Source organism: Agarivorans litoreus, from assembly GCF_019649015.1.
GTDB classification, from domain to species: domain Bacteria; phylum Pseudomonadota; class Gammaproteobacteria; order Enterobacterales; family Celerinatantimonadaceae; genus Agarivorans; species Agarivorans litoreus.
The window spans coordinates 3,350,670-3,376,030 of the sequence record NZ_BLPI01000001.1 but is presented as its reverse complement, the minus strand read 5'-3'; the positions used below and the strand labels follow the sequence as shown (position 1 = coordinate 3,376,030).

At 42.2% G+C, this 25,361-nt stretch carries 24 protein-coding genes and 1 other RNA gene; 11 read left to right on the top strand and 14 right to left on the bottom strand.

Features of this window, described 5'->3' with window-relative positions; translation table 11 throughout:
• Window position 1: 1 nt before the first annotated feature.
• Window positions 2–1,072, bottom strand: coding sequence for an extracellular solute-binding protein (locus K5L93_RS15540; RefSeq protein ID WP_220720653.1), 1,071 nt, complete (start codon window positions 1,070–1,072; stop codon window positions 2–4).
• Window positions 1,073–1,424: 352 nt separating this feature from the next.
• Between K5L93_RS15540 and recN the strand changes: the two genes are divergently transcribed.
• Together recN and K5L93_RS15530 are read left to right on the top strand one after the other, a co-directional pair.
• Window positions 1,425–3,089: a DNA repair protein RecN gene (gene recN / locus K5L93_RS15535; protein WP_220720652.1), complete on the top strand. Its 1,665-nt coding sequence runs from the start codon at window positions 1,425–1,427 to the stop codon at window positions 3,087–3,089.
• A gap of 76 nt (window positions 3,090–3,165) precedes the next feature.
• The gene (locus K5L93_RS15530; RefSeq protein ID WP_220720651.1) at window positions 3,166–3,525 is read left to right on the top strand and encodes an outer membrane protein assembly factor BamE; all 360 of its coding nucleotides are present in this window, start codon (window positions 3,166–3,168) and stop codon (window positions 3,523–3,525) included.
• Window positions 3,526–3,576: 51 nt separating this feature from the next.
• Here the strand turns inward: K5L93_RS15530 and K5L93_RS15525 are convergent, their stop codons facing one another.
• From K5L93_RS15525 to K5L93_RS15515, 3 genes are all read right to left on the bottom strand, one after another.
• Window positions 3,577–4,788, bottom strand: a complete 1,212-nt coding sequence (locus tag K5L93_RS15525; RefSeq protein WP_220718244.1) for an IS256 family transposase — start codon at window positions 4,786–4,788, stop codon at window positions 3,577–3,579.
• A gap of 81 nt (window positions 4,789–4,869) precedes the next feature.
• Window positions 4,870–5,232: an RnfH family protein gene (locus tag K5L93_RS15520; RefSeq protein WP_220720650.1), complete on the bottom strand. Its 363-nt coding sequence runs from the start codon at window positions 5,230–5,232 to the stop codon at window positions 4,870–4,872.
• Window positions 5,233–5,234: 2 nt separating this feature from the next.
• Window positions 5,235–5,663, bottom strand: a complete 429-nt coding sequence (locus K5L93_RS15515; RefSeq protein ID WP_220720649.1) for an SRPBCC family protein — start codon at window positions 5,661–5,663, stop codon at window positions 5,235–5,237.
• A 101-nt stretch (window positions 5,664–5,764) separates the two neighbouring features.
• Here K5L93_RS15515 and smpB point away from each other — a divergent pair, with 101 nt between their 5' ends.
• The 6 genes from smpB (at window position 5,765) to K5L93_RS20285 (ending at window position 9,925) form a co-directional block, all read left to right on the top strand.
• Window positions 5,765–6,250, top strand: a complete 486-nt coding sequence (gene smpB / locus K5L93_RS15510; RefSeq protein ID WP_220720648.1) for an SsrA-binding protein SmpB — start codon at window positions 5,765–5,767, stop codon at window positions 6,248–6,250.
• An 89-nt stretch (window positions 6,251–6,339) separates the two neighbouring features.
• Window positions 6,340–6,706: a transfer-messenger RNA gene (gene ssrA / locus K5L93_RS15505) on the top strand.
• A gap of 198 nt (window positions 6,707–6,904) precedes the next feature.
• Window positions 6,905–8,146, top strand: coding sequence for an integrase domain-containing protein (locus K5L93_RS15500; RefSeq protein ID WP_220720647.1), 1,242 nt, complete (start codon window positions 6,905–6,907; stop codon window positions 8,144–8,146).
• Window positions 8,146–8,784, top strand: a complete 639-nt coding sequence (locus tag K5L93_RS15495; RefSeq protein ID WP_220720646.1) for a hypothetical protein — start codon at window positions 8,146–8,148, stop codon at window positions 8,782–8,784. The genes K5L93_RS15500 and K5L93_RS15495 overlap by 1 nt, the downstream gene beginning before the upstream one ends.
• Window positions 8,785–8,875: 91 nt before the next feature.
• Window positions 8,876–9,130, top strand: coding sequence for an AlpA family phage regulatory protein (locus K5L93_RS15490; protein ID WP_220720645.1), 255 nt, complete (start codon window positions 8,876–8,878; stop codon window positions 9,128–9,130).
• Window positions 9,131–9,346: 216 nt separating this feature from the next.
• Window positions 9,347–9,925, top strand: a complete 579-nt coding sequence (locus K5L93_RS20285; RefSeq protein ID WP_220720644.1) for a YagK/YfjJ domain-containing protein — start codon at window positions 9,347–9,349, stop codon at window positions 9,923–9,925.
• 306 nt (window positions 9,926–10,231) lie between these two features.
• Here K5L93_RS20285 and K5L93_RS15480 read toward each other — a convergent pair whose 3' ends face one another.
• The 3 genes from K5L93_RS15480 to K5L93_RS15470 form a co-directional block, all read right to left on the bottom strand.
• The gene (locus tag K5L93_RS15480; RefSeq protein WP_220720643.1) at window positions 10,232–10,891 is read right to left on the bottom strand and encodes a hypothetical protein; all 660 of its coding nucleotides are present in this window, start codon (window positions 10,889–10,891) and stop codon (window positions 10,232–10,234) included.
• 136 nt (window positions 10,892–11,027) lie between these two features.
• Window positions 11,028–11,240 (bottom strand): hypothetical protein, encoded by a 213-nt coding sequence (locus K5L93_RS15475; RefSeq protein ID WP_220720642.1) that lies wholly within the window; start codon window positions 11,238–11,240, stop codon window positions 11,028–11,030.
• A 364-nt stretch (window positions 11,241–11,604) separates the two neighbouring features.
• Window positions 11,605–12,279, bottom strand: a complete 675-nt coding sequence (locus K5L93_RS15470) for a hypothetical protein (RefSeq protein WP_220720641.1) — start codon at window positions 12,277–12,279, stop codon at window positions 11,605–11,607.
• A gap of 800 nt (window positions 12,280–13,079) precedes the next feature.
• On the opposite strand from K5L93_RS15470, the gene K5L93_RS15465 reads away from it, so the two are divergent.
• On the top strand, window positions 13,080–14,129 hold the full coding sequence (locus tag K5L93_RS15465; RefSeq protein ID WP_220720640.1) for a CNNM domain-containing protein: 1,050 nt from the start codon (window positions 13,080–13,082) through the stop codon (window positions 14,127–14,129).
• A gap of 85 nt (window positions 14,130–14,214) precedes the next feature.
• Here K5L93_RS15465 and K5L93_RS15460 read toward each other — a convergent pair whose 3' ends face one another.
• The 4 genes from K5L93_RS15460 to K5L93_RS15445 all read right to left on the bottom strand — a co-directional run bounded on the left by K5L93_RS15460 (window position 14,215) and on the right by K5L93_RS15445 (window position 17,723).
• On the bottom strand, window positions 14,215–14,466 hold the full coding sequence (locus tag K5L93_RS15460) for a DUF2999 family protein (RefSeq protein ID WP_220720639.1): 252 nt from the start codon (window positions 14,464–14,466) through the stop codon (window positions 14,215–14,217).
• Between the two features lie 169 nt (window positions 14,467–14,635).
• Window positions 14,636–15,085, bottom strand: a complete 450-nt coding sequence (gene cynS, locus K5L93_RS15455; protein WP_152779823.1) for a cyanase — start codon at window positions 15,083–15,085, stop codon at window positions 14,636–14,638.
• 44 nt (window positions 15,086–15,129) lie between these two features.
• The gene (locus tag K5L93_RS15450; protein ID WP_220720638.1) at window positions 15,130–16,851 is read right to left on the bottom strand and encodes a bifunctional protein-serine/threonine kinase/phosphatase; all 1,722 of its coding nucleotides are present in this window, start codon (window positions 16,849–16,851) and stop codon (window positions 15,130–15,132) included.
• A gap of 14 nt (window positions 16,852–16,865) precedes the next feature.
• Complete coding sequence (locus K5L93_RS15445; protein ID WP_016401003.1) at window positions 16,866–17,723, bottom strand: formate/nitrite transporter family protein; 858 nt, start codon at window positions 17,721–17,723, stop codon at window positions 16,866–16,868.
• Between the two features lie 504 nt (window positions 17,724–18,227).
• Between K5L93_RS15445 and K5L93_RS15440 the strand changes: the two genes are divergently transcribed.
• Entirely contained in the window at window positions 18,228–19,952 is a 1,725-nt protein-coding gene (locus K5L93_RS15440; protein WP_220720637.1) for a tetratricopeptide repeat-containing sulfotransferase family protein, read from the top strand.
• A gap of 45 nt (window positions 19,953–19,997) precedes the next feature.
• Here the strand turns inward: K5L93_RS15440 and K5L93_RS15435 are convergent, their stop codons facing one another.
• Together K5L93_RS15435 and K5L93_RS15430 are read right to left on the bottom strand one after the other, a co-directional pair.
• Window positions 19,998–21,017, bottom strand: coding sequence for an endonuclease/exonuclease/phosphatase family protein (locus K5L93_RS15435; protein ID WP_246615067.1), 1,020 nt, complete (start codon window positions 21,015–21,017; stop codon window positions 19,998–20,000).
• A 174-nt stretch (window positions 21,018–21,191) separates the two neighbouring features.
• Complete coding sequence (locus K5L93_RS15430; RefSeq protein WP_220720636.1) at window positions 21,192–21,761, bottom strand: phosphoribosyltransferase; 570 nt, start codon at window positions 21,759–21,761, stop codon at window positions 21,192–21,194.
• Between the two features lie 93 nt (window positions 21,762–21,854).
• On the opposite strand from K5L93_RS15430, the gene K5L93_RS15425 reads away from it, so the two are divergent.
• A complete protein-coding gene (locus K5L93_RS15425) occupies window positions 21,855–22,454 on the top strand; it encodes a phosphoribosyltransferase (RefSeq protein WP_373869979.1) in 600 nt (199 codons plus the stop codon).
• Between the two features lie 59 nt (window positions 22,455–22,513).
• Here K5L93_RS15425 and K5L93_RS15420 read toward each other — a convergent pair whose 3' ends face one another.
• The gene (locus tag K5L93_RS15420; protein ID WP_220720634.1) at window positions 22,514–25,234 is read right to left on the bottom strand and encodes a choice-of-anchor Q domain-containing protein; all 2,721 of its coding nucleotides are present in this window, start codon (window positions 25,232–25,234) and stop codon (window positions 22,514–22,516) included.
• Window positions 25,235–25,361: the final 127 nt, after the last annotated feature.

The window sequence follows — 25,361 nt, the reverse complement described above, 5'->3', positions numbered from 1 at the left end:
ACTAGTTGGCCGCTTGTACGCGATCCAGTACTTTGCCTTCCATAGCTTCTAAACCAGCAGGAACAGCGGGGTACCACTTAATGTTGTCGATGTCGTCGCTACTAAAGCTGGCGTTAAACTGCGACTTCGCCAATTCGTTTACGTAAGCGTCTGAACCTTTAGAAGCGGTGAAGTTACCTGCAGCTTCGGTAATTTTAGCTGCTACTTCAGGGCGCATAACAAAGTTAATCCACTTGTACGCAGCATCTACTGCTTTAGACTTTTTAGGAATGGCAAAAGTATCAATCCAACCCAAAGCTCCAGATTTAGGCGCTACAAACTGGATATTCTGTTGATCACGATTTAGCTTCCAACCGCCAGCATCCCAAGCCATAGCGGCAACTACTTCATTAGAACGCATCAAGTTCATTAACTCGTCGCCGCCAGACCAGTAGGTCTTAACCAAGGGCTTACATTCCACCAGAGCCTTTTCAACTTTGTTCAATATTTCTTGGTACTTAACCGGATCAGCGTAAGCAGCAAACGGATCTTCACCCAATGCAAAAGCAAAACCGATTAAGGTTGGGCGCTTTAAGCGATAAGAAATTTTACCTTGGTACTGCTGCTGACATAGGTCGGTGTAATCGGCCACATCTTTTGCCATTTCACCATTTACCACCAAACCGCTGGTTCCCCACACATGAGGAACACCAAATACTTGCTCGCCTACAGCGGTATTCTTTTTGGTAGCATCTAACATTGAAGTAATAATTTGGGTCTGGTCAATACGAGCTAAATCAATAGGCTGATATATGCCAAACTGCTGTTGCACACCGGTGATACGGTCTTGGCTAGGTTGGGCTAAATCAAAGCCCGAGCCGCCAGTTGCGCGAAGTTTAGAGATCATGTCTTCGTTGTTTGATTTAGTCACTTTTACTTCAATGCCGGTTTCTTTCTCAAACATTTCGATAACTTCTTGTGGTGCATAGCCGCCCCAAGTAAGCAAACGTAAAGTTTCAGCATTGGCCTGCGCACTTACCATTGCGCCCATGCTAAGTGCCAAGGCACTTAATGATAAACGTTTATTCAACATAATCTCTTCCATGTAGTTCTACGGTTAAATGGTTTACCGACAAAAGCGGCTTATTTACAACAAGTATTTGATAAACATGCACCAATTTAATGACACTAATGTGACAAGTAAAAGCGTAGTCGTAAAATTAGAAGGCGTGAAGCAGTGAGATAAAGTATCGTTTAGAAAAGAGCTGTATTAACTAAAACTATAAAGCCATGCGAGACAAGGGCTGGCAAGATTCAAATTTCAGTGAGACCAAATCTCAGTCTCAATCTCGAATGACACAATTAGCTTTAAGAATTTTGCCTTGCATCAATTCCATTGGGGCTATATATTTATACAGTTACTGTATAGATAATCAGGTAGGGATATGCTCACTCAATTAAGCGTACAAAATTTTGCAATTGTTCGGTTTCTTGAACTCGACTTACACCAAGGTATGACCACCATCACTGGTGAAACCGGTGCTGGTAAATCTATTGCCATTGATGCGCTAGGCGTATGTTTAGGCAATCGCGCCGAAGCCTCAGTAGTTAGGCAAGGGGCAGATAAAGCCGAAATTAGTGCCCAATTTGATTTAAGCAATAACCAAGGTGCCCAGCTTTGGCTGCAGCAAAATGAACTGCTAAGTGATGATGAGTGTATTCTGCGCCGAGTGATCACTAAAGAGGGACGCTCGAAAGCCTATATTAATGGTACCGCGGTGCCCGCTGCGCAGTTAAAAAGCTTGGGCCAATACCTTGTCAGTATTCATGGCCAGCACGCCCATCAACTATTATTAAAGCCAAGTCAGCAACTAAGCATTGTTGACCAATATGCAGCTCACCCTCAACTTATCCAAGATGTAAAACAAGCCTACCAAGCTTGGAAAAGCCTATGTAATGAGAAAGAGCTAGCAGAACAACAACAAAATGAATTAGCTGCACAACGTCAGTTACTTGAATACCAAGTCAAAGAGTTAGATGAATTTGCCCTGCAGCCGGGGGAATACCAAGATATTGAGCAACAGCACCAATGTTTGTCTCATAGCACCGAGCTACAACAATCAAGCTATCAACTTACTCAGCTACTTGGCCACGATGAGCAAGTAAATGTATTAGATATGCTGGGACAAGCCTGCAAAACCACCAGCCAACTGCTCGAATTAGACCCTAAGTTAGATGCAATCAATAACCTATTGCACGAAGCACAAATCCAAGTAGAGGAAGCCACTCAGCAATTGAGCAATTACAGTGAGCAATTGGAGTACGACCCAGAGTTGTTTGCAGAATTAGAAGCGCGCTTAAGCCAAGCTTTAGAGCTTGCAAGAAAACACCAAACAAACCCAGAACAACTGCCAGAGCTTCATCAGCAGTTACAACAACAACTAGAGCACTTAAGCCAACAAACTGCACGTTTTGAACACCTTACCGAAGATATTGGTAAGGCATGGCAACAGTATTTAGCTAAAGCCAACAAGTTGTCTAAAAGTCGCGAGCGCGCCGCCAATAACTTAAGCAAACAAATCACCAAAGAAATTCATAAACTAAGCATGGCAAAAGCTCAGTGTGAGTTTTCTTTACAAAGCGATGAGCAATTTACCAACGCCAACGGCATTGACCGAGTTGAACTGCTGGTACGCACCAACCCAGGCCAACCCATGCAAGCCATCGAAAAAGTCGCATCCGGCGGCGAGCTCTCACGCATAGGCTTAGCGATTCAGGTAATTTGTTCTGCCAGTATCTTAACCCCTACACTAATTTTTGATGAAGTGGATGTGGGCATTAGTGGCCCAACTGCTGCAGTGGTTGGCGGCATGTTGCGCCAGCTAGGTAAACAATGCCAAGTATTGTGTGTTACTCACTTACCGCAAGTTGCAGGCCACGGCCATCAACAAATGCTGGTAAGCAAACAGCAAAAGAAAAACGAAACGATAACAAACATGCAAGCCTTGGATACAGAACAGCGCCTTGGAGAACTAGCCCGCTTGCTTGCAGGTGATGAAATTACCGCTTCGGCGCTAGCAAACGCCCAAGAATTATTGATTAAGGATTGAATTCTTAGCATTCCAAGCTTCTTTTTATGGCAAGGCTTAGTTATGATGCTTGCCTTAACAAGGAGCTTCGATTCACATGCGTTTTACTGCCAAAATTTTTGTTCTACTAGCCAGCATTGGCCTAAGTGGCTGTTCTGCCTTCGACTGGATGGTATATAAAATTGATATTCCACAAGGCAACTACATTGATGATGCCAAAGTTGAACAGCTCCGCATTAACATGACCAAGGAGCAAGTACGTTTTGTACTAGGTACTCCAATGTTAATAGACGCCTTTGATAAAGAACGTTGGTATTACTTATACAGCTATCAAAGTGGTAACGGTGATTTTGAAAAACGTGATTTAGTGATTCAATTTGTGAACAACCACTTAGCCTTTATAGAAGGTGACTACCAAGTTAGTGAAGACTTTATGCAACCGCTTGACGCTGGGTAAACGCTAGTATCATCAAAAAAGAGGCTGTAACAGATTCTGTGTATCTGCCATCTAGTTAATGTGTTTTTCTAGACGTTCCTCGAACTCGATAATAAACCGACTCATAGCTTGGCGCCAGTTTTGAATGGGCATTGTCCATTTCTTGCTGGCGTCTTTGATTGCTAAGTACACCATCTTGGTTGCGGCCTCATCGTTTGGGAAGAGTTTCCGCTTCTTTAGTGCCTTGCGTATTACGCTGTTGAGAGACTCAATCGCATTGGTGGTGTAAATGGCCCGACGGATATCTTCAGGGTAGTTAAAGAGCGTATTGAGGTTCTGCCAGTGATTGCGCCAAGATTTGGAGATTTGCGGATACTGGCTATCCCAGACTTCGCTAAAGCGCTCCAGCTCAAGTAAAGCTTCATCTTCTGTAGCTGAGCGATACACACGCTTCAGGTCGGCTGTAACCGCCTTGTAGTCTTTCCAGGATACATACTTCAATGAGTTTCGCACCATATGGACTATGCAAAGCTGGATATGTGTTTGGGGGAAGACGGTATTGATCGCATCAGGGAAGCCCTTCAGGCCATCTACACAGGCGATAAGTATATCTTCAACACCACGTTGATTGAGTTCAGTTAGAACACTCAGCCAAAACTTAGCACCCTCGTTTTCGGCTATCCACATGCCCATTAACTCTTTCTGGCCGTCGGTGTTAATGCCCAAAGCAAGGAAGATAGATTTATTGATAATGCGTTTGTCTTGGCGGATTTTGACCACGATGCAGTCGAGATAGACGATAGGATAAATGGCATCGAGTGGTCTAGATTGCCACTCCACAATTTCCTCCATCACCGCATTTGTGACACGCGAAACTAGGCTGGGTGATATCTCGGCCCCGTACCACTCATCGAAAGCATTCACGATGTCACGCGTACTCATACCTTGCGCATAGAGCCACAAGATCTTGTCATCCATGGAGGTAAATCGTGTTTGATGTTTTTTGACCAGCTTGGGGTCAAAAGAGCCAAGGCGATCCCTAGGAGTATCAAGCTCAAACTCTCCGTCTTCGGTTTTTACGCGCTTAGTGCTCTTTCCATTGCGGGTATTATTCGACTTGGAAGGTTTGTGTTTTTCATAACCAAGATGCTCATCCATTTCAGCGTTGAGTGCCGCTTCAACAGTGATTTTTTTGAGCATCTGGCTGAATTCAGTTAAATCATCGGGAGTTTTGATTCCCTTTGCAGCTTCTATAGCAAAAGCTTCAAGTGCTTTCTTATCCATGTGCCTATCCTTAGCCATTACGGCTTTAAGTTTAGACAGTTACACAGAATTTAGGACAGGCTCTCAAAAAAGCCAGATAGATCATCTGGCTTTTTGGTTTTCGCTGTCTGTGCTTTTGGCTTTTGGCCTACCGCCGGTTACCTTACTAGCCCGCCCTTCCGCTTTTGCCCGCTCGGCACGAATTTTTCGCAACTCTTTGGGGTCGGCAATTAACGGACGATATATTTCAACCCTATCACCATCCCTCAATTCCTGAGTGAGTTTTGCTGCGCGGCTAAAAATACCAACCGATGCCTTTTCAGGCTCAATCTCAGGGAAATGTTGCACAATGCCAGATTGATAAATGGCCTCTAAAATACTGCACCCTTGCTCTACCTTTAGTGCCAACAACACTTGATTCTCTGGCAAGCCATAAACCACTTCTACATTTATCTGATTCGACACCGTTAATATACCTGCTTGGCCCGCTCGACAAAGGCTTGCACCATATTGCCAGCTAATTCATTAAATACACGGCCAAACGCCGCAGCTATTAATTTATTGCTAAACTCAAAATCTAAATCCAACATCACTTTACAAGCTTGCTCATCTAAGGCCACAAAGTTCCATACTCCTGTTAACGATTTAAACGGGCCATCCACCAATTTCATTTGAATTGACTGGTCCTCAGTAAGGGTATTTTTTGTCACAAACTTATTTTTAATGCCTGCTTTAGCAACCCCAACTTGCGCAACCATGGTAGACGGGCTTTCTTCTAATATCTTACTGTTTACACAACCGGGTAAAAACTCTGGGTAAGCATTTACATCATTCACTAATTGGTACATTTGCTTAGCGCTAAACATCACTAAGGCACTACGGTTAACTTGCGGCATGAACCCACTCTTTCATCAAATCTACGCACATTTTATCATTAGCGGAACTAATCCGCACATTATCAGTTTTAAAGCCCCGCCGCATCGGTATAATAGCCCCCATGAGCAAGAAAAAATCAAAATCAAAAGCTGGTTCCAACACCATTGCGCTAAATAAAAAAGCGCGTCATGAGTACCGTATCGAAGACAAATTCGAAGCGGGCATGGAACTACAAGGCTGGGAAGTTAAATCCATGCGAACCGGGAAGGTAAATATCGCCGAGAGCTACGTATACGTGCGCGACGGTGAAGCCTTTATCTCTGGTTTAAACATTCAACCTCTTCTTTCTGCCTCTACTCACGTAGTAGCAGATCCAACCCGCATTCGTAAATTACTACTTAATCGTCGCGAGCTGGATAAACTCATTGGCGCGGTGGAGCGCCAAGGCTACACCATTGTAGCTACCGCCTTATACTGGAAAGGCTCTTGGGCCAAACTAGAAATTGGTTTAGCCAAAGGTAAAAAAGACCAAGACAAGCGTGAAGATGAAAAAGATCGCGAATGGCAACGCACTAAAGACCGCGTAATGAAGCATAGCTTTAGGTAATTGTCCCCCTATTGGGCAAATAAGCAGCGTTTAAACAACACTGTATATCCGCACGCAGTTGGCTTGTGTTACAATGTTTGAGAAATTCCGGGGCTGAATTGGATTCGACAGGATCAGGAAGGCTTGTGGAGCATGTCGTGGGGCGGTTTGCCACGTAAAAAGCCGCAAAAAAATAGTCGCAAACGACGAAAACTACGCACTAGCAGCTTAATAACCTGCTAGAGCACTTCTACCCTAGCTTCCGCTTGTAAGACGGGGATTTATAGAAGTTCAAACCCAAACAAGATAGCGAGGGATGCTTTGACTAGAGAGCTGAACCGCGAAATAGAATTCTGGTATGTTAGTAAGTGGCGTGTTTGTTCGCAGCTTGCTAACGAGAATAAAGACAAACTAAGCATGTAGCGCCATTGGTTAGAATGGTTTTGGACGCGGGTTCGAAACCCGCCAGCTCCACCAATTCTACAAACGAAGACACCTAAGGGTGTCTTTTTTTGTGCCTAAAAAGCACCAAAACATATATAACTATATATGTTTCAACATCTTATAGATCCACTACATTGTGCTAATTGATTCTTTTTGATTCCGTGACATCTCATTATTTTAGTGTTACTTATAGTGTACCGATCAAAAAACAACCAACACTTGGACCACTAAATGGCAAGAGTAGTAAAACCTTTAACACACACTGAAGTAAAAAATGCCCAAGCGGTAGGTAAAGATCTCAAGCTTTACGATGGTGGAGGGTTACAGCTAAGAGTGAGAGTTAGTGGCACCAAGTCTTGGGTTTTTGACTATTTCACTCCCCTAACCAATAAACGCACTCGGATTACATTCGGCAAATACCCCGCTATTTCGCTTCAGGAAGCCAGAAGATTAAGAGATGAAGCTAAAGCACTACTAGCTAAAGGCATTGACCCTAAAGAAGCCAAAAACGAAAAAGTTAAGGAACAGAAGCTAACTGAATCAAATACACTCTACTCTGTAGCCAAGAGCTGGCTGGAGGTTAAAAAGTCTAAAGTAACAGCTGATTACGCATTAGACATATGGCGATCTCTTGAATTGCATATTCTACCGATATTGGGTGCGAGGCCTATAAGCTCAATAAGAGCCCCTGAAACCATAGATGTAATAAAGGCAATTGCAGCAAGGGGAAACTTTGAAACTGTAAGGCGAGTAATTCAACGACTAAATGAAATTATGACTTATGCCGTGAATACAGGAGTAATTGAATCCAACAGGCTAACAGGCATTAAAGCTGCTTTTGAGACGCCATCTAAAAAACATATGCCCAGTATAAGACCTGAAGAGTTGCCTGAGTTAATGCTTGAACTGAGCCGAGCTCAAATAAGCTTTATCACAAGATGTGTAATTGAGTGGCAACTTCATACAATGACAAGACCAAGTGAATCCACAGGCGCAATGTGGTCTGAAATCGATTTCGTTAACTCCTTATGGGTTATTCCCAAAGAGCGTATGAAAAACCGCAAAGAACATACAATTCCACTTTCTACTCAAACGCTGGGCTTACTTGAAATGATGAAACCTATAAGCTCGCAATCTAAGTTCATTTTCCCCTCAGCTAAAAGTCTAGAGAAGCACATTCACCCGTATTCGCCCAACATGGCACTAAAAAGAATGGGTTTTAAAAGCAGGTTAGTTGCACATGGGCTTAGAGCGCTAGCCAGTACAACTTTAAACGAACAGGGATTCGACAAAGATGTCATAGAAGCCGCATTATCGCACTCAGATAAGAATCAAATACGCAGCGCTTATAACCGCTCAACTTACTTAGACGCTCGTAAGAAGATGATGCAATGGTGGTCAAGCCATATTGAGGATGCAGCGAGGGGAGCAATTAATTTAAGCAGCCACACGAAGCTAAGGAGTGTTGTTTAATGACTAGAACCATTGATAACCTCTCTTTACCCACTGAGTTAGATTCATGGTCTTTTTCTGATTTGAGAGCCAAAAGTGAACAAATTAAAGTTCTAAAATCGCACTACGGTATTCCAGAAAATATTGACTTACTAGAAAAGCTGCATGGCTTAAGGTTACTTCATGATGGGCTACGAGCAATACCTAAATCACCCACCAGCTCTCAGTCACATAATCGACTAGAAGCTACTGAAATACTATTGCAACAAACCCTCGTTGGACTACGTAGCTTATCTATTGATGAGATAGACCGAATAGGCAACAAGACTCTTATTGAAGACACAGTCGCGAAGCTCCTTGCTCTGTATCCTTTGGTTAACTCAGCTAAACATAGCTTTAGTACGAACAAGAATGAAGCAGGCGCACCTCGCGATGTAGCAGCTTGGCAAACGATAGGTAAGCTACTACAGGTCTACGAAGAAACAACCGGAAAAATAGCTACATTTTGGGTAGACGACATTAGACGGTCAGAGGCGATCACCTTTAGTATTGAGGTCCTATCCATCCTAGAAATCAACCATATAACGGAATCCTCAGTCATAGAAAAAGTTCGCTTCTATGTAAACAAAGCTAACAAACAGCAAAGTGAGACTAATTAGAAAAAAAAAGCTTAATTATCCCCACTAAAACACTAAACGCGCATCTCTTAGGATTATATAGAACCTATAAGCATGAAGAAGGACAAATAAGATGCGCTACTTTCCAACCGAAAGAGTTGTACGTTTACCAGAAATAATCGAAGTAACAGGCCTTTCACGCTCAGCCATTTATTCACGAATAAACAACAAAACCTTTCCACCTCCATTCTCTTTAGGGGGAAAAGCCGTTGGCTGGTTTGCTTATGAAATAGAGAGCGTCACTTTTGCGTGGTCTAATGGGATGCCCCCTAAAAAAGTAAGGAAACTGATAGAAGAGCTTTTAAGTAAACGAAAAGCCAAGCTCTGATGCTAAGGCCGAGAATGAGAACACACCAAACAAATAACTTGTTTTTGTATTTAGCTTAATCAAACAGAATTTGGGTCATAAGCCCTATTGTACAAGTTTACAATTGAAGTGTTTAAAGCTGACCAGCTAGGATTATTGATAATATGTATTCAAATATTTATCTAAGCGTAACTACTAATCTAAATCACTACGAATGTCTTCTTGAAGCTGTCAACCATGACCAGTAACGGGTTGTATCGAGTAATTACATACAAGGATTTACACTGGTGGGTGCAGGGTAATCATGGAGGGTTAAATCTATCCGCGATTAAGAGGATAGTAGACCAGCTAGAAGCAATGTTAAGTCACCACAATAAAGTGCTAGTACTTCGATTTGATTTACATTGTAAATCATACTCACCCGACAACCGCGAACTAAGCAAATTCTTAAAACAACTAAAGATTAAACTAAAAGCCAAATACGGCTTTGTTAGAATTGGTTATGTATGCTGTAGAGAAAGAGCAAAAGCCAATGCTCAGCATTATCACTTAGCACTCTTTTTAGACGGAAACAAAGTCAACTACCCATCAAAAATATGCGAGATGATTGAATGCACTTGGAATCAAGGCTCGGTTTACTTCCCCAAAAATCGATATTACAAGCTTACTCGAGATGACTTCAACCCCATACTGGAAACTGTTTTTAGATTATCTTACCTTGCGAAAACAAGAAGCAAAGAAGGTACGCTGCCTCAGACGAAAAAACACTTATCGAGCAGGATACAAAGGGGCCCCCGCTTTAGGTTTAAAAACTAACTATGTTTAAGCCGCCAGCCCCGAGGAAAAATTTTTAACTTATATAAAACACATGTTAGATGCACTAGCTCATATTCGAGCTGACACTATCGATTGTACCGCATAACCTAATCTTACAACTCGCATGCTTAGCGAGGTAACTCATTTTTGGACATAAGCGTGTTTGGCTGGTCACTTGTGCAAAGGTGTTTCGGATTAGCGGAAGTATGGAACCGTTCGAGTTAACGCCCAAATATGGGGCCGTAATGTAAGCGCGAAGCGCTGAAATGTAGGTCCCAGCTGCGTAGCAGCGCCATGATTTGTTTGTTAGTTGTCTTTGCTCAACGCTTCATTTATCGCGACGCCAATATTTAGGTATTGAACTTCAAGTTCAAAAAACATATCTAAAACTTCAGTAGCCGGACATGACGGATACACATTGCCACCATATTCGAACTCGGAAACAACATATTGAGCAATGTTATTTTCGTAATCCAGATTAAACTCTTTGATCGGGATTACCCTATGCTTATTCATATTCACCAGTGCTGCCACATATTTGAACTTATAATTCTCTCTAACTATCTCAACAGCATTACTAACACCAAGCAAGCTTGTGAGTTCAGAATGTTTTAGACTTTTGGATACATTGTAAAATGTTATGTCTCGCTCTCTTTTTGGCGCTATTATAGGAAAGCACGCGCAAATAATTTGAGCAAAAATATCTGCAATAGAGTGAAGCGTTTGAACATGAGCTATTAAATGAGCTAATGACCCGATCCTTGGATCTTTTCCGTCTCCAAAAACTGATTTCTCAACATGCTTTACTTCTTGTTTTGAGACTAAAGTTGCATGATATCCATGGAATTTGGATAATTTAAGCTTCCATTGAATTGAAGCTACTTGCCCTTCAAAATACTCGAATTTTTCTCGAGGCATCTGATCTTTAACCAACGTCAGTAACTGCCCGTTTTTCCAATCTACCATCATACCTCCGAATTATTGTGACAACTAACGTTGCCCACAGCCGCGAGCGATAGCGAGTCGAAGGCCCGCCCGCAGCAACGCGGAGGGGTTATTTAGGGCCTGTTGTTGCTGGGCCTTGTTATGAGTAGTTTTAGCCTTAAAACAAATCACGTGATGCACCTGGGAGCAACTTTGAAAATTTCTTTTTACCTAACACGCCGTATAAGAAAAACACCGGACCGAGAACAAGGCCAACCCAAAGGTCTGAGCTGTTTAATGAAAGAAATAGAAATAAAGCCGTCCCGAGCATGAGAAGTCCTAAAGGTACTGCTAGCACTCTAATGATCATTGTTGATGCAGCTTCTTTCATGTTCGTGCTTACTACTCATAACGCTAAGTAGGCCGCACGTGCGGCCTATCTCATTCAATGAGCGCGCGGCCTATCACCAAAAACAAGACCTTTATCACATTCGCTCATCAATTAATGATTTGATATTAACCCGTTGTCTACCTTAGTTTTTTACTCGGCGTCAATCAATCGTCGAGCCACTTCTTTCATTGATTGCTTTGACAAATGACGCAAACGAAACCAGAAACACTGTACAGGTACACAGTTAAAAAGTGCGCAAACCTTGAAAGCTAAACTAATTCCAAGATTCCCTCGTTACCAACTAGTAAAGTCGAGGTCGAAAGCTACATTGTGAAGTGTCAGATTGGGTATAAGCTAGTACATATTAGAGTGGATCAACCTGACCGCTAGTGACCTTAATTGCTTTTGAAAACCCTTTAGCACTAAAACACTCACCATCAATACAAACCTCATTTTTTTGTTTTAGCTCATTTAGCAAATATTTATGCCCTTTTAAGGTCGAAGGCCAAGTTTTAACAGTATCTTTATAGTTGATCTCAGCCAAGGTGTTTAGTTCATTAACAATACTCGCCATCTCCCTTAATTCAGCTTTAGTCAAAGCAGGAGCCGCACTATTTACACCAGAAATCTGTGATAATGACAATATCGCCGAAGCTTGCTGCTTTCTCGATAGTTGTTGGTATCTCTCATACTTTGGCCTTGCATTGTCCAAGTTAGACTGCTCTCTTTGATCAGCCTCTTTACTGGTTGTACATATTTCTTTCATAGAGACCAAAACACCGTTTATCTCAGCTGGTGCAGCTTCCCTAGCTTTAGTAAAATGGCATTCTTTTAGCTCTCTAACATATAGAAGATTAGTTTCCCCCATTACGACCAAACTTTTAGATGGCATATTTTCTAAGCTTGTTGAAGCAGTTTCATAATCTTCCAACCTCCAATCGCTTGCAGAAACGAAATCTGAAAGACAAAGTGAAGGCACAACTACCAAAGCTAGAGTGAGTACCCTTGATAGGTCTACCTTGTCATCTATACTTCTCATGCATTTCCCCTCAAACCAATAGAAAAAGACAAAACATTTGTAGAGTAACAGCTACAACTAAATAAAATAGACATTCTGCGAACACTCAGGTTGTTTCATCTATGGCTAACGTTAACCAAAACAATGGCAGATTTTTAAAAGGAACGGATAAAAGGCGTTTAAGCTTCGATGTTTACTCTAAACAACTAGAGCTTACTACCTACTTATCTGGCAACGTTGAAGAAGCAATACAATTACTTACGTCAACATTTCAGAATGAATGCTGTCCATTAGAGCTAAGATTGGAGGCAGCAAAAGAGATACTAGATAGAGGAATAGGGACTACGCGTACAGGTTAAACTTAAAGGGAAATATAGATGACAGACCTGACCATCAAGTCAATTAGCGTGACTAATTCATAATAGGTCTAACATCACCCCCTTATAGCTGCTTTCAGCTATGTACTGTTTCCTAGCCGTTAAACAGAAGTTTTCTTTGGTTAAAAAAATTGCTGTTACACGAACCATTAAGTGGTCCATATAGAGCCCCCCTCGCAGAACTAGATAATATATCATTTATTTTCAAAAGCTTAACCCAAAACCTCGCTTCCGCCAGCTCCACCAATTCTACAAACGAAGACGTCCTAGGGCGTCTTTTTTTGTGTCTCATATTTACTGTCCAAGTTATGTAAATCCAAATATTCTTATGCCCTTTTGTTGATATAACTTGATAAACTGCGGCTAACGACAGCGGCAAGATTATTTGTGGCAGCGTTACTGCACGCCCAACAGTGTATTTGGGTTTATAAAATGGTGGATTAAGTGTTTCTTTTAGTAAGTTTTTTGTGTCTTGCTATTTTTGTTTCATTTTTATGTTCTGTGTTAGAGGCGGTGCTGCTTAGCGTTTCCCCTAGCTATATTCAGCTGCAACAGCAACAATATCCTAACGTTGCAGAGCGACTCGCCAAGCTAAAGGCGAGTATCGATAAACCGCTGGCGGCAATTCTTACCCTAAATACTGTTGCTCACACTGCCGGTGCCGCTGGCGTGGGTGCACAAGTGGCCGAGCTTTATGGCTCACAATACTTAGCCATTTCATCAGCAATTATGACGGTACTGGTATTAGTATTGTCTGAAATTGTGCCTAAAACCTTAGGAGTAACTTACTGGCGCCAGCTTGCGCCGTTTGCCTCTTGGTTGCTGCCTTTGATGATTAAAGTGTTTTACCCTTTTGTGTGGTTAAGTGATCGCATCACTGCACGTATTGGTAAGCAACAAGAAGATTTTTCAAGCTTGCGTGACGAAATTAGTGCTTTAGCCGAACTTGGTCACCAACAGGGAGTGATAGAGCAAGGCGAGTCGCAAGTATTACGTAATCTACTTCAACTAGAAAAGTTAAAGATTACTGAAGTGATGACTCCGCGCGCGGTTGTGCAGCGTGTTGAACTAAACAGCACCGTGGCAAGCTTTGTTGAAGAGCACTTAAGCCAGCCGTTTTCGCGTTTTCCGGTATACCAAGGTGAGCGCGACAACTTTGTCTCTTACGTGCATAAACAAGATGTTTTAGGCGCAGCTGCAAGCGGCAATAGCGACACACAAATAAGTGATTACTCGCGTAAGTTGCTAATGCTGCCAGCTAGCGTAAGTGTTAGGCATGCTTATCAAAGCTTGTTACAGGCTCGAGAGCTTATTGCTGCTGTAGTGAACGAATACGGTGAAGTGCAAGGCTTGCTTACCATGGAAGACATTATAGAAACCCTGTTGGGCCAAGAAATCACCGACGAAACTGATGCCATTGAAGACATGCAGCGCTTAGCCCGCTTCCAGTGGTTACGCCGTTTACGCAGCAAAAACCAACGCTATAGTCGCTAAGATCTAACGAGCCTAGAAGCAAACGTAACTTTAAGCAAACTGCCAATCTTTAAGCGCTAAAATCGACGGTTTTAGCGCTTTTTTCTTATTTATTAAGCTGTTCTTTAGCTGCTTCTACTTTGGCAAAGTCTAAACCTAGTTCTTCTACTGCTTCTTTAATCAAAGCAGGTTTTTGCATCACCTGCCCCATCAGCAATTGCAATTGCTCTTGTGGCAAACCTAATTGGCTAATAGTCGCCATAGCAGCAAGGGGGTTTTGAGTAAGTACTTCAAAAAGCTCACTGATTTGCTGGTCACTAATATTGTTCTCTCTCAACATGGCAAGAATTGGGTTCATCACATTACCTTTTAGACGAAATAAAATTAGGCGACAGTTTAGCTTTGTAGGTATGGAATTGACCAGTACTCATAGCAACAACTTTGCAAATTACGGGTCGAGTATCTCGCCATGTCGTTCATAAAAAAGCCAGCGTGGTGCTGGCTTTAATGCTTCATGAGGCTAGCATCTAGTAGGTTTTGTAAGGTAAAAACTTACCCGACAACACTACGTTTACTCTATCACCTTTAGGATCGGCCTCGCGCTTGATGTCCATTGAGAAATCAATAGCGCTCATAATGCCATCGCCAAACTCTTCGTGAATGAGCTCTTTAATGGTGCTGCCGTATACATTTACGACTTCATACCAACGGTAGATAAGCGGATCGGTTGGTACGGCGGTAGGCAGTGAGCCTTTGTAAGGCACAATTTGTAACCACGCGATGGCTTCGTCACTTAACTCAAAAATATCGCCCACGGTTTCAGCTTGGCTTTTATCAAAGGTCATTTGCCCTAAACACGCTGCAGTTGTCCACTCTTTCGATAAACCAATGGCGCTGGCTACCTCGCTCCACTTAATGCCTTTTCTCACCTTGGTTGATACAATTTGTTGAGTTACTTCTTCTCTACTTGATATCATTTTTTGCTTCCTTCCTTTGATTGAAAAACGAAACAACTCGGTGGTCACCTAAGTAATAGGTACACCACCATAGCTGCTAAAATTGCAGAGATCCCTTGCCATACTGCTACCGGGTTACGCTCTACCAGCGGAGCACGAGTCTTATTCAAAAACGCTTTGTTGGGTTGGCGTAAATCACAGAGGAATTCGGTGATTTGGTCGTAACGTTTTAAGGGGTTTATGTGCAGTGCTTTTTCTAGGGCATCGTCTATCCAAGCTGGGATTTCGCTGTCACTATCAATCACCGATTGATAACGTAAGCGCTTTTGCGCTGCATGGCTTTTTGCCCCCGCCACTTTAGTACCGTAGGGATAGCGGCCGCTTAGCATGTAGTAAGTAATTACTGCCAACGAAAACTGCTCTGCGCGGGTACTTCCGCCTATACCCAAAAATAACTCCGGCGCCGAATATAACGCAGTGCCTAGCAAATGTTGCTGGGTAATGTCTTGAGTTTGCTCTGCAAGACCTGCGGCCCATACCGAGCCAAAGTCGATAATTTTAATGGTGCCAGAGCTATCAATCATAATGTTGTCTGGCTTAAGATCTTGATGCAGCATATCCATGCGATGAAAGGCACGTAGGCCTTTGGCAATTTGTTCTACAATCTCCCTCACCTTAGCCAGTTCTGGCTTGGGATTATCGGTAATCCATTGGGCTAAGGTTTGCCCTTCTATATATTCAAATACCGTATAAAGGTAGTTACGTTGGCGCGGGTTGCGGCTTGCTTTTAACACATAGGCACTGTTAATACGCCGCGCTATCCACTCTTCGGTATAAAAGCGCTCTAAATAATCGGGATCGTCGCGCAAATCTACCGAAGGTGTTTTTAGTATCACCTGCTCGCCGCTTTGTTCATCCGATGCTAAAAACACGTGGCTTCGGCTACTGGCATGAATTTGTCGAACAATGGTGTAGTTGTCTATGCTCATTCGAGCACTTAACTCTGGAGGAAAAGGTAAAGTCTCTATTTGCTCTTTAAGCTGCTGAGAGCTTTGTTCCGCTAGTCGCTCTACCTTTATAATTTGTAAGCTTAAGTTGTCATCGCTGCCTGCCTGATAGGCTTTATCAACAATTTGCGCTGCCGCTGCTTCTAAATCGTTGGCACACTGGGCAATAGTATTGTTGATAAGCTCTGCATCAACAAACTCGTACACACCATCGGTAGCTAACAAAAAAATATCGCCAGGGCTCACGGGTAGCGTGTGGTAATCAAACTCACAATATTCATCAATACCCAGCGCACGGCTTAGGTAGCTTTTATTGTCATTCACCCATAGTCGGTGATCTTTAGTGAGTAACTCTAAGCCCTGCTGATTGAGGCGATACACTCGGGTATCACCAACATGAAAAATATGCGCCTTATTGCCTTTAATCACTAAAGCACTAAGCGTACAAACATAACCTTTGTCTTTGTCATAATGGTAAGGGCTTTGTTGCGACTGGCTATATAACCAAGAGTTGGTGGCGTCTAAGACCTTTTCGGCAGCATGCTGGACTGACCAAGTCTCGGAGGTGCAGTAGTAATCATCTAAAAAACTTTTTACTGCGGTTTCACTGGCTATTTGACTCACTTCGCTGCTGCTTATGCCGTCGGCCATCACAGCAGCAAAGCCTTTATGATTGAGTAGAGAGCCACGCGGAGTATAACTTCCATAACTGTCTTGATTAATGTCTTTGCGACCTTTATCAGAACATTGACCGATGGAGATACTCAGCTGGCTCGTCATCTACTGTCCTTCAATTAAGCGTTGCTGGTAGCCGCTTTACTTGGCGCTTCAACTGCTGCTTTAGCTACTTTGCGTTTAGGCGCAGTTCTTACATGGGTGGTGTAAAGTGTTAAACCAGTGAAGGCTAAACCACCTACCAGGTTACCCAATGCAGTTGGAATTTCATTCCATAGGAAGTAATCCATGATTGAGAAATCACCGCCCATAATCAAACCAAATGGGAATAGGAACATGTTAACTACTGAGTGCTCAAAGCCCATGTAGAAGAACAAGAAGATAGGCATCCACATGGCGATTACTTTACCGCTAACGTTAGTAGAAATCATTGCACCTACAACGCCCATTGATACCATCCAGTTACACAACATGCCACGGATGAAAATAGTAAACCAACCCGCAACACCATGTTCTGCATAACCTACAGTACGTGCTTCACCAATGGCGGCAGCTTTAGCACCTACAGCGCCCGCTTCAATGTTAAACCCGTAGGTAAAGATAAAGGCCATCATGAAGGCAACGGTAAGTGCGCCAGCAAAATTACCTAAAAATACAAAGCCCCAGTTTCTTAGCATGCCTTTAACATCAACCCCAGGCCGCTTATCTAACAGGGCCAAAGGCACCAGTACAAACACACCCGTTAATAGGTCAAAACCCATTAAATAGAGCATACAGAAACCAACAGGGAACAAAATAGCCCCAATCAGGAAGTTGCCTGTATTCACTGCCATGGTAATGGCAAAAATTGCTGCCAATGCCAAGATGGCGCCAGCCATAAAGGCTCGAATAAGAGTATCTCGTGTTGACATGAATACTTTAGATTCACCAGCGTCAACCATTTTGGTTACGAACTCCGCAGGAGCTAAATAAGACATAATATTTCCCTATATTGCTTAAGTAGTAGATTAAAACTGTTGGCTGGTTCAGCTCACTATGGTTGCCCGAGGTGGCTTCACCTTTACAAGCAAAGCAAAACAATACTATTGCTAACTTGCGCTTAGGTCTGTCCCTGACCTACAAAGGGGAAATTGCAATTGTTAAGCCAAGTACCACAGAAAACACACAAAACCCTAACAACACAGCAACTACAGCCTGACTTTCAAATACAATGTGGCAAAACAAAAAATGTTTATTTAACGGGATTTGCACCGTGATGTTGACAATTGCACCAATAAAGGCCAACCGACAAGTTGGTGCAGCAAGCTACTACCGCAACTCCCCAAGCTTGGGCAGCTCAATGATGAAATTAACCGCTAGCTAACACTTCTTCATGAAACATCATTGGCTTTTAGCACTGCGATAAACTACGCATCAAAAACTGTTATTCTGCTTTAAAGTAATGCCAAACAAGTAAACGCTCGACATGATAGGAAGCACTAATGAAGCCTGAGATGCGCCACGCCATTATGGAAAAAGCCGTAAAGGCCTTACAAGCGGGTAATTATAGCCAAACTTTATCTACCATTGGCAAAATCAATAAGCTTAAGTCTCAGCAAGACTATAAAAGCCTAGAGTTAGAGGCGTATGTACTTTTTCAACAGCAGAAACTAGAGCGTGCTTTAGCCAGCTATAAAAGTTTATTAGCGCTATGCGAAAACCAACAACAACGAAGCGCTACATACAAAAACATGGCTAAGGCAGAAAAACTACTTGGCTTATTTTCATCGGCCATTGAGCATTTTGAACAAAGCTTTAGCTTAACCGGTGAGGCAAATAATGCCGATGTAGCTGCAGCTCTGGGCGAGTGCTACTTAGAAGAAGATAGATATCAAGACTTAGGCAGCTTGGCAGAAAAAATGAAAATGTGGCCGGGGCAATTTGCACCAGCTCAAGCATTACTCATATCTAGCGCTAAACGTCAAAATCAACGAGCGCTCATATTACGCCTAATTGAAGAGCTATTGAGCCACAGCAAGTTTGTAGAAGAGTGGCAACTAGAATTTTCCATAGACACCCTAATGTTCATTCGCGAGCACCAACACGCCGAACAACTGTTACAGCAAGCGCAAATTGATTTTGTAAATAAAGCTTGGATAAGTTTTTACCAGGCAGAACTAAGCGCAAGGAACGGTCACAGCGAACACGTCATAGAGTTGTTGAGCGATGAACTTATTGACCGCCTCGACTTTATGCGTCAAAAGGCGGCTTTTAAACTACGGGCAGAAGCTTTCGATAAACAGAAAGACTACTCAGCAGCCTTTGCCGATTTTTCGGCCATGGCGAGTTTGAATCACCAACGCGTTCAAGGGCAAACGCGCACAGACAAAGTGGCAGAATTTCAAAAGCTAGACTTGTCTTTCATCAAACAACAAGCTCAGGCCAATGAACCACAACCGGTATTTATGATGGGCTTTAATCGCTCTGGCACTACTCTGCTGGAGAACATATTAGATACTCAGCCGAACATCGTTGCCTTAAGTGAAACTCGTTCTATTTATAATTTAACTCAAAGCATCACTAGCCAATTGAATAAACGTTATCCGCAAGATCTAGCCACACTAACAGAAGATGAGTTACAACAATTGCGTGAGAAATACTTTAGCTACATCCAAAGCTTAGGTTTGGCTCCGCAGGCCAATAGTCTTATTGTGGACAAGTTTCCGCTTTATACGGTAGATCTGCCATTCATCTTGCAGCTCTTCCCTAAAGCGAAGATTATCTTTTGTTTACGCCATCCAATCGACACATGCTTGAGTAACTTTCAGCAAAACTCTGCCAATAACCAAGAGCAAGCCTGGCTTAACCAACTAGGCGATTGCTTTAAGCGCTACCAGCAAGTATTCAAGCTGTTTAATCGCTACCAAGCAGAGTTAGCCTTAGATATTCATTTTGTACGTTATGAAGACTTAGTTGAAGATTTAGAGAAAGAAGCCAGCAAAGTGTTTGAGTTCCTCGGGATGTCTGCAAACAGTAACTATTTAGAGTTTGAGAAACACGCCCAACAAAAAATTGTTATGTCTGCCTCAAGTAACCAAGTAGTTAAACCGATTTATACAGAGTCTCGCTACAAGTGGCTTAACTACCAACAATTCTTGCAACCTCATGTTCCTAAGGTGGCCGAGTTTATTGAGCAGTTTGGCTACCAGCACGACGCTCCCCAATAGAGCTTTAGGGGGCTTAGCGTTGTACTTAAGCCCCTTAAAATTGGTTTAATCTAAAGGCTTATATACAAAGTTTGCTTTTATAATGCCGTGATCCGTGGCACCTAGTTGCTCGTAATGCTCATCGTTTAAATGATCGTTAAATACCTCTAAACCTTTAAAGGCCCAAATTCTATCGCGGCTTTTATCGTAAAACTGCTCACTGAGTAATATATGATCCAAGGATTCAAGCTGGTTGTTATGCACATGGGTGTAATAAACATCACGCTGACTACGATATTGCTGCATGGTACCCGCTGAATACAAGGCGTTATCGGCCCCTCCTCGCGCATCACCGTCTAATAAAAAGCGCGGTTGCTCGGTAAGAATATTCAAGGTGTTGCTGGCTTGACCATCATTCAAGTCGCCTAACACAATCACTGGCGTATCGGTGTGTTTCATTTGCTCAGTTAAGATCATTCTTAACGCTACAGCCTCCGCGGTGCGGCGCAAAGTAGAGATGGCATAACCCAAGGCATTACGATGCGGTTTATGCTGCGCATCGTCATACCAATCTTCATTATCTATGCGTGTAGGTCGTTTCGACTTAAAATGGCAAACATATACATGTACATTCTCCTCATCAGCATGAGGCTTTATTTGAAAATGCAGTACCGGGCGAGAGAAGCTATTGATATCTAAGTCTAAGGCGCCGGTTTGCGCATCATCCCCTTCGCTGGCTAACTTAAAGCTTGCTGGAAACTGACTAATCCACTCCGCTTGCCCAACCAGCAATTCATTACGCACTGCTGCTGCACAAGCAATTTTACCTTGATGTCCATCGGGCACCAGTAACTGATATTGAGAATCTAAGCCAGCATTTTGAAACAAATCCAATAAAGCATCGGCATGCCACAATTCTTGAAAACCCCATAAATCCGCACCAATAGTTTGCAACTGATTAACTAACCAACGCAGCTTATTGTCGTACTCGTTTGGCAGCCAACCTTGTCGATCCCTATACATAGGTAAATTGGGTCTATTGAGGTTTAAAGTGTTAGCTGTTGCTACAGAAAATTTCACCGCCATGGCTTGCTCCGCTTAATTAGTAGTCTCTCATTAAGCAAGTATGGTGCAATTTAACAGTTTTATTATTGCGGATTTATGATTTTGGTTTTAGGCAAAAGTTATAGCAAACTTTAAGCGGTATAAGGCCTTAAGAACCAAATGTTTTACTCACAAAATCTTGCATTTATGAGTTAGCTACTTAGGCAAATGCGCTTTTATTATTTGATACAACTCTGGCCTATGCTCGGCGATCTCTGTTGGGCTTAATCCTTCAAGAGAATGCGGATACTTTAACCATTGCCTGGTTTCATGCAGGTAGTAATCTGGCACTCGGTCGGTTTTATTGCGCTCTGGCTTAAAATACGGAACAGCAACCCGAATATCACTAGGAGTGTTTAACCTCGCTAAGCGGCTCAACTCACTAATAATCGCTTCAATAGAGCGGCCGGTATCGAATACATCATCAACAATCAACAAACGGTCATGCTGCTGAACATGCTTAACCAAGTAGTTGAGCCCAAATACTTTAACCTGCTTTGCTTGACTATCTATCGCTGCAGCGTACGAAGAAGTGCGAATGGCAATGTTATCACTAGCAATGCCGTGATAAGCCAAAAATTCTTGAACCGCGATACCAATCGGTGCACCGCCGCGCCACACCGCAATAATAAAGCTAGGTTTAAAACCACTTGCCAATACTTTTTCGGCCAAGCGAAATGAGTCTTCGAGTAGCTCTTGCCCGGTGATGTAAAGTTTGTCGCTCATAATTACCTACGATTAAAACTGACCTTTTGGTCAAAGGTGTAGTATAAAACTATCATTATAGAACTCGTAAACTCAAGGACACTTTTCATGCCAATGAGCCAGCCGACAGCCCAATTACAAAAGCACTACTTAGATGAAGATAGCTTAATTCAAGATTCCTTTCGTTTAGCTGTGCATATTTTCGAGAGTGGTTTTCGCCCTACTTTTATCGTTGGCCTGTGGCGCGGAGGCAGTGCTGTAGGCATTTACGTGCAAGAGTGTTTACAAACCTTAGGAGTTAAAACCGACCATATTTCGGTACGCACCTCCTATCAAGGGCAAGCCAATTACCATCAAATACTCCAAGAGCCAGAGTCAATAAGAGTTCACGGTATTCAGTACTTACTGGAAAACCTAAACGTTGATGATAGTTTGTTGATAGTGGATGACGTGTTTAGCAGTGGCCACAATGTAGAAGCAGTGATTAAGCGTTTAAAATCGAAACTAAAACGCAATATGCCTAGCCAAGTTAAAATTGCCACCTTATGGAAGCGACCTAAGTTTAACCAAACATCGTTAAAGCCCGATTTTTGCCTGCACCAAACCGATCAATGGCTGGTCTTCCCCTATGAATTAACCGGCTTGAGCGTAGAAGAAATACAGCAACACAAGAGCTTTGCAGCGCCACTGATTAAACCAAAGTTATTGGGGTAAAGTTCTTCAGACAAAAATAAAGCGGCTTAGTAGCCGCTTTATTTTTAATCGGAGCTAAATTAGTGCTGATATTCGTAAGCACCAATATCAAAGGCACTACCATTCGGCCTAGCGTTCCCATCTAGGTCGGTAGTAATCGAATCACTCAAGTCTAAACCGTTGTCGATAGCAATCGAATCAGGTAACAAACGATAGCTGTCTTGTGGGTCTACGCCGGGAGTGTCGGTGAAAATGTTATCTACGTTTGCATTTTCAGAATAATCATTAGGAATAATATTATTTAGAGCATTCAAGTTGTCAAAATAGTAACTCCTAAACTCATTACTTACTATAATATTGTTCTTGAACTCTGCAGAAGTTTGTAAATCACCAACTACAATCCTCCCGACATTAATAAAAGTATTGTTTAATATAGAAGTACTAATCTCTGCCTCAGAATTTCTCCAAAGAGAAGCATTATCATCTTCTTCAAATATAAATACGTTGTTGTTTATTTCAGTCTGCTCAGCAGATTTTAGTAATGTGCTATAAAAGTAGTCGACTTCATTTTCTATTTTGTTGGAAGTAAATGTTAAAGCTCCCGAGCTCACAACTATACCATCACCATAACCCTCTCTGATAAAGAACTGATTATTAGTAAACAAGCCACTCGCCACCTGAAAATTACTTTCATCAAGATACACTTCAAAGCCATCTAAAGTTAAGTGATAGTCAGACTGAACGGCAGGATATTTATAATAATCAACTTCTTTTGACTCCAACCAGAGCTCAACATCGCCATTTGAGCGCAAGTTTATAGCTTTAGCTAATGTTAGGTTTCCAATATAACTTCCAGGTTCTACGACTATAATCTCATCATCTGATTGATCAATTTGGTCTTGAAGAACCGTCATTTTATGGCCAAAAGAATACTCAAGATTGGCGGTGGTAGTGCGAATCAACTCGGGGTTATATACAGTGCTCACTTCCAATTCTAGCTTTGCAGTCCCTAATTCACTGGGTGAACTAAAGTCCACGTTCAAGTAATCATAGCTCGCTAAATCAAAACACTTAAAGTCACGCTCATTAACCGTACACTTTGCTCCCCAAATAGGCGATGAAACTGACACTATTGATAAGCTAGCATCTTCACTAACTAATACACCACTCACAGTGGACTTGTCTATTTCCATGTAACTTCTAGGGTCACTATTTATTTGGATTTGGTCTTGAAAGCCATCATCCATATCGCCTATAGCGTAACCTGCTTTACTATCTTTCACCCAGTAAGCTAAATCACTTCGCTTCGGTTCTAGATTAAAACTCAAGTAATAGTTATTGTAGGGCAAAGTAACATCCAAGTTTAGATGTGTTTGAACTCTAGTTTCATCATTAAAGGTTACAGCGAGTTCAACCAGCACATTCTGTTCGCTATAATCTGCTAGGCTAGCCAAATCTACACTTGGACAAACCAACAAAGCTTTACCTTCTTCTGACTCGATTTCACAACCATAAGCAGTATTGACTATTGACCAAGAATGAACAGAAGGGAGTGGCATTGTTACCTTAGTGGAAGAGACTAAGGACCTTAAACCTTCAGAAATATCACCATTAATATAAACTTCAATATTAGTGCTCGCTTCTACAAAAGCTTTACCATATTGAGAGTCATAACTAATATACATATGAAAATTAGGAACAGAGTACTGATTAGTAGGGTCCGTGTTTGCCATAAATTCATAAAGATCAATAAAACCATCTAAATCTGAGTCGGTTGCTTCATTTGATACATTCGGGTCTAAGCCATAATCACTTTCCCAAAAGTTAGGTAACCCATCGCCGTCATCATCTGCTATATCGCTATAACTTTGGTCGTTCAAATACCAAGAAGGAACTCTAGTGTCCAACTCAAAAACACCATCTTTATTACTATCAACCTTAACTTGGACAAAAGAATCGGCAGCAACTAGCCTCACTTCGCTCAAGTCATTAGATATCAGCAATGTCCCTGTAATAAGATTATTACCATCATCGACACTAATCGTATCAGGGGTTAACAAATCAACATAACCAGCATCAGAAAAATAAATCCTTCCTGATATAAGCTGCTGATTATATTCATTATTGCAAGAATGAGTTGTTACTTTTAAATCTTTATCTAATATAGATATTTTATCTGTTTCAAGCAGCATATTGGAATTAACAAGCTCTTCACAGGTGTTTGCTCCTGTCACCTTGACCATACCGTTAATCAAGGTGTATTCATCGCCAATTTGATAACGGAGCTCTTCATAATAAATATCAAAGTTCACTGGCTCGTAGCTGCTCAAATCCCACTTGTGGTAATCTGTGACAACTCGACCAGAAAGCATGCCTGAGCCATCATCACAATTGCTATAACTTACTTCTAGTTTGCCAACACCAGTTTCTTGATTAAGGTTCTCTGAGATAGTTTGTGAACCGCCGTAAGCACAACTTTGAGTTTCTGACGCTCTAGCCCCCACCTCTTTAGATCTAGCGCCGTTAGCTTGTAAAGACTGCATTTTTCTTGCACTCAATGATAGAGCGTCGGTATCCCCCTCAAACAAGTACTGCAGCGTAGGGTATATATCATCAGCGGTTAGTGAAGCACTTTTAGTGCTACCCTCATACTTTTCCATAAGCAGGTCAGCTGAAACTTGTGGCGTGGAAATAGTGGTGCTTCCCCCGCCTCCATCACCACCTCCACCACCGCAGGCTGTGGTTAGTAGAATAAGAGTACTTATCAGTGAAAATTTGAACGATGAGTCAAAGCTGTACACGCTAACATCCTTGTTAGTTATTGAAGTTGATGGAGTTTATTGACTTGGTTAAAGCCAGTCGAGTTAAATTATGATTAAGTATGATGTAAATCAATACCCCATTTGTGGGATATTCACGTCTTAGCTT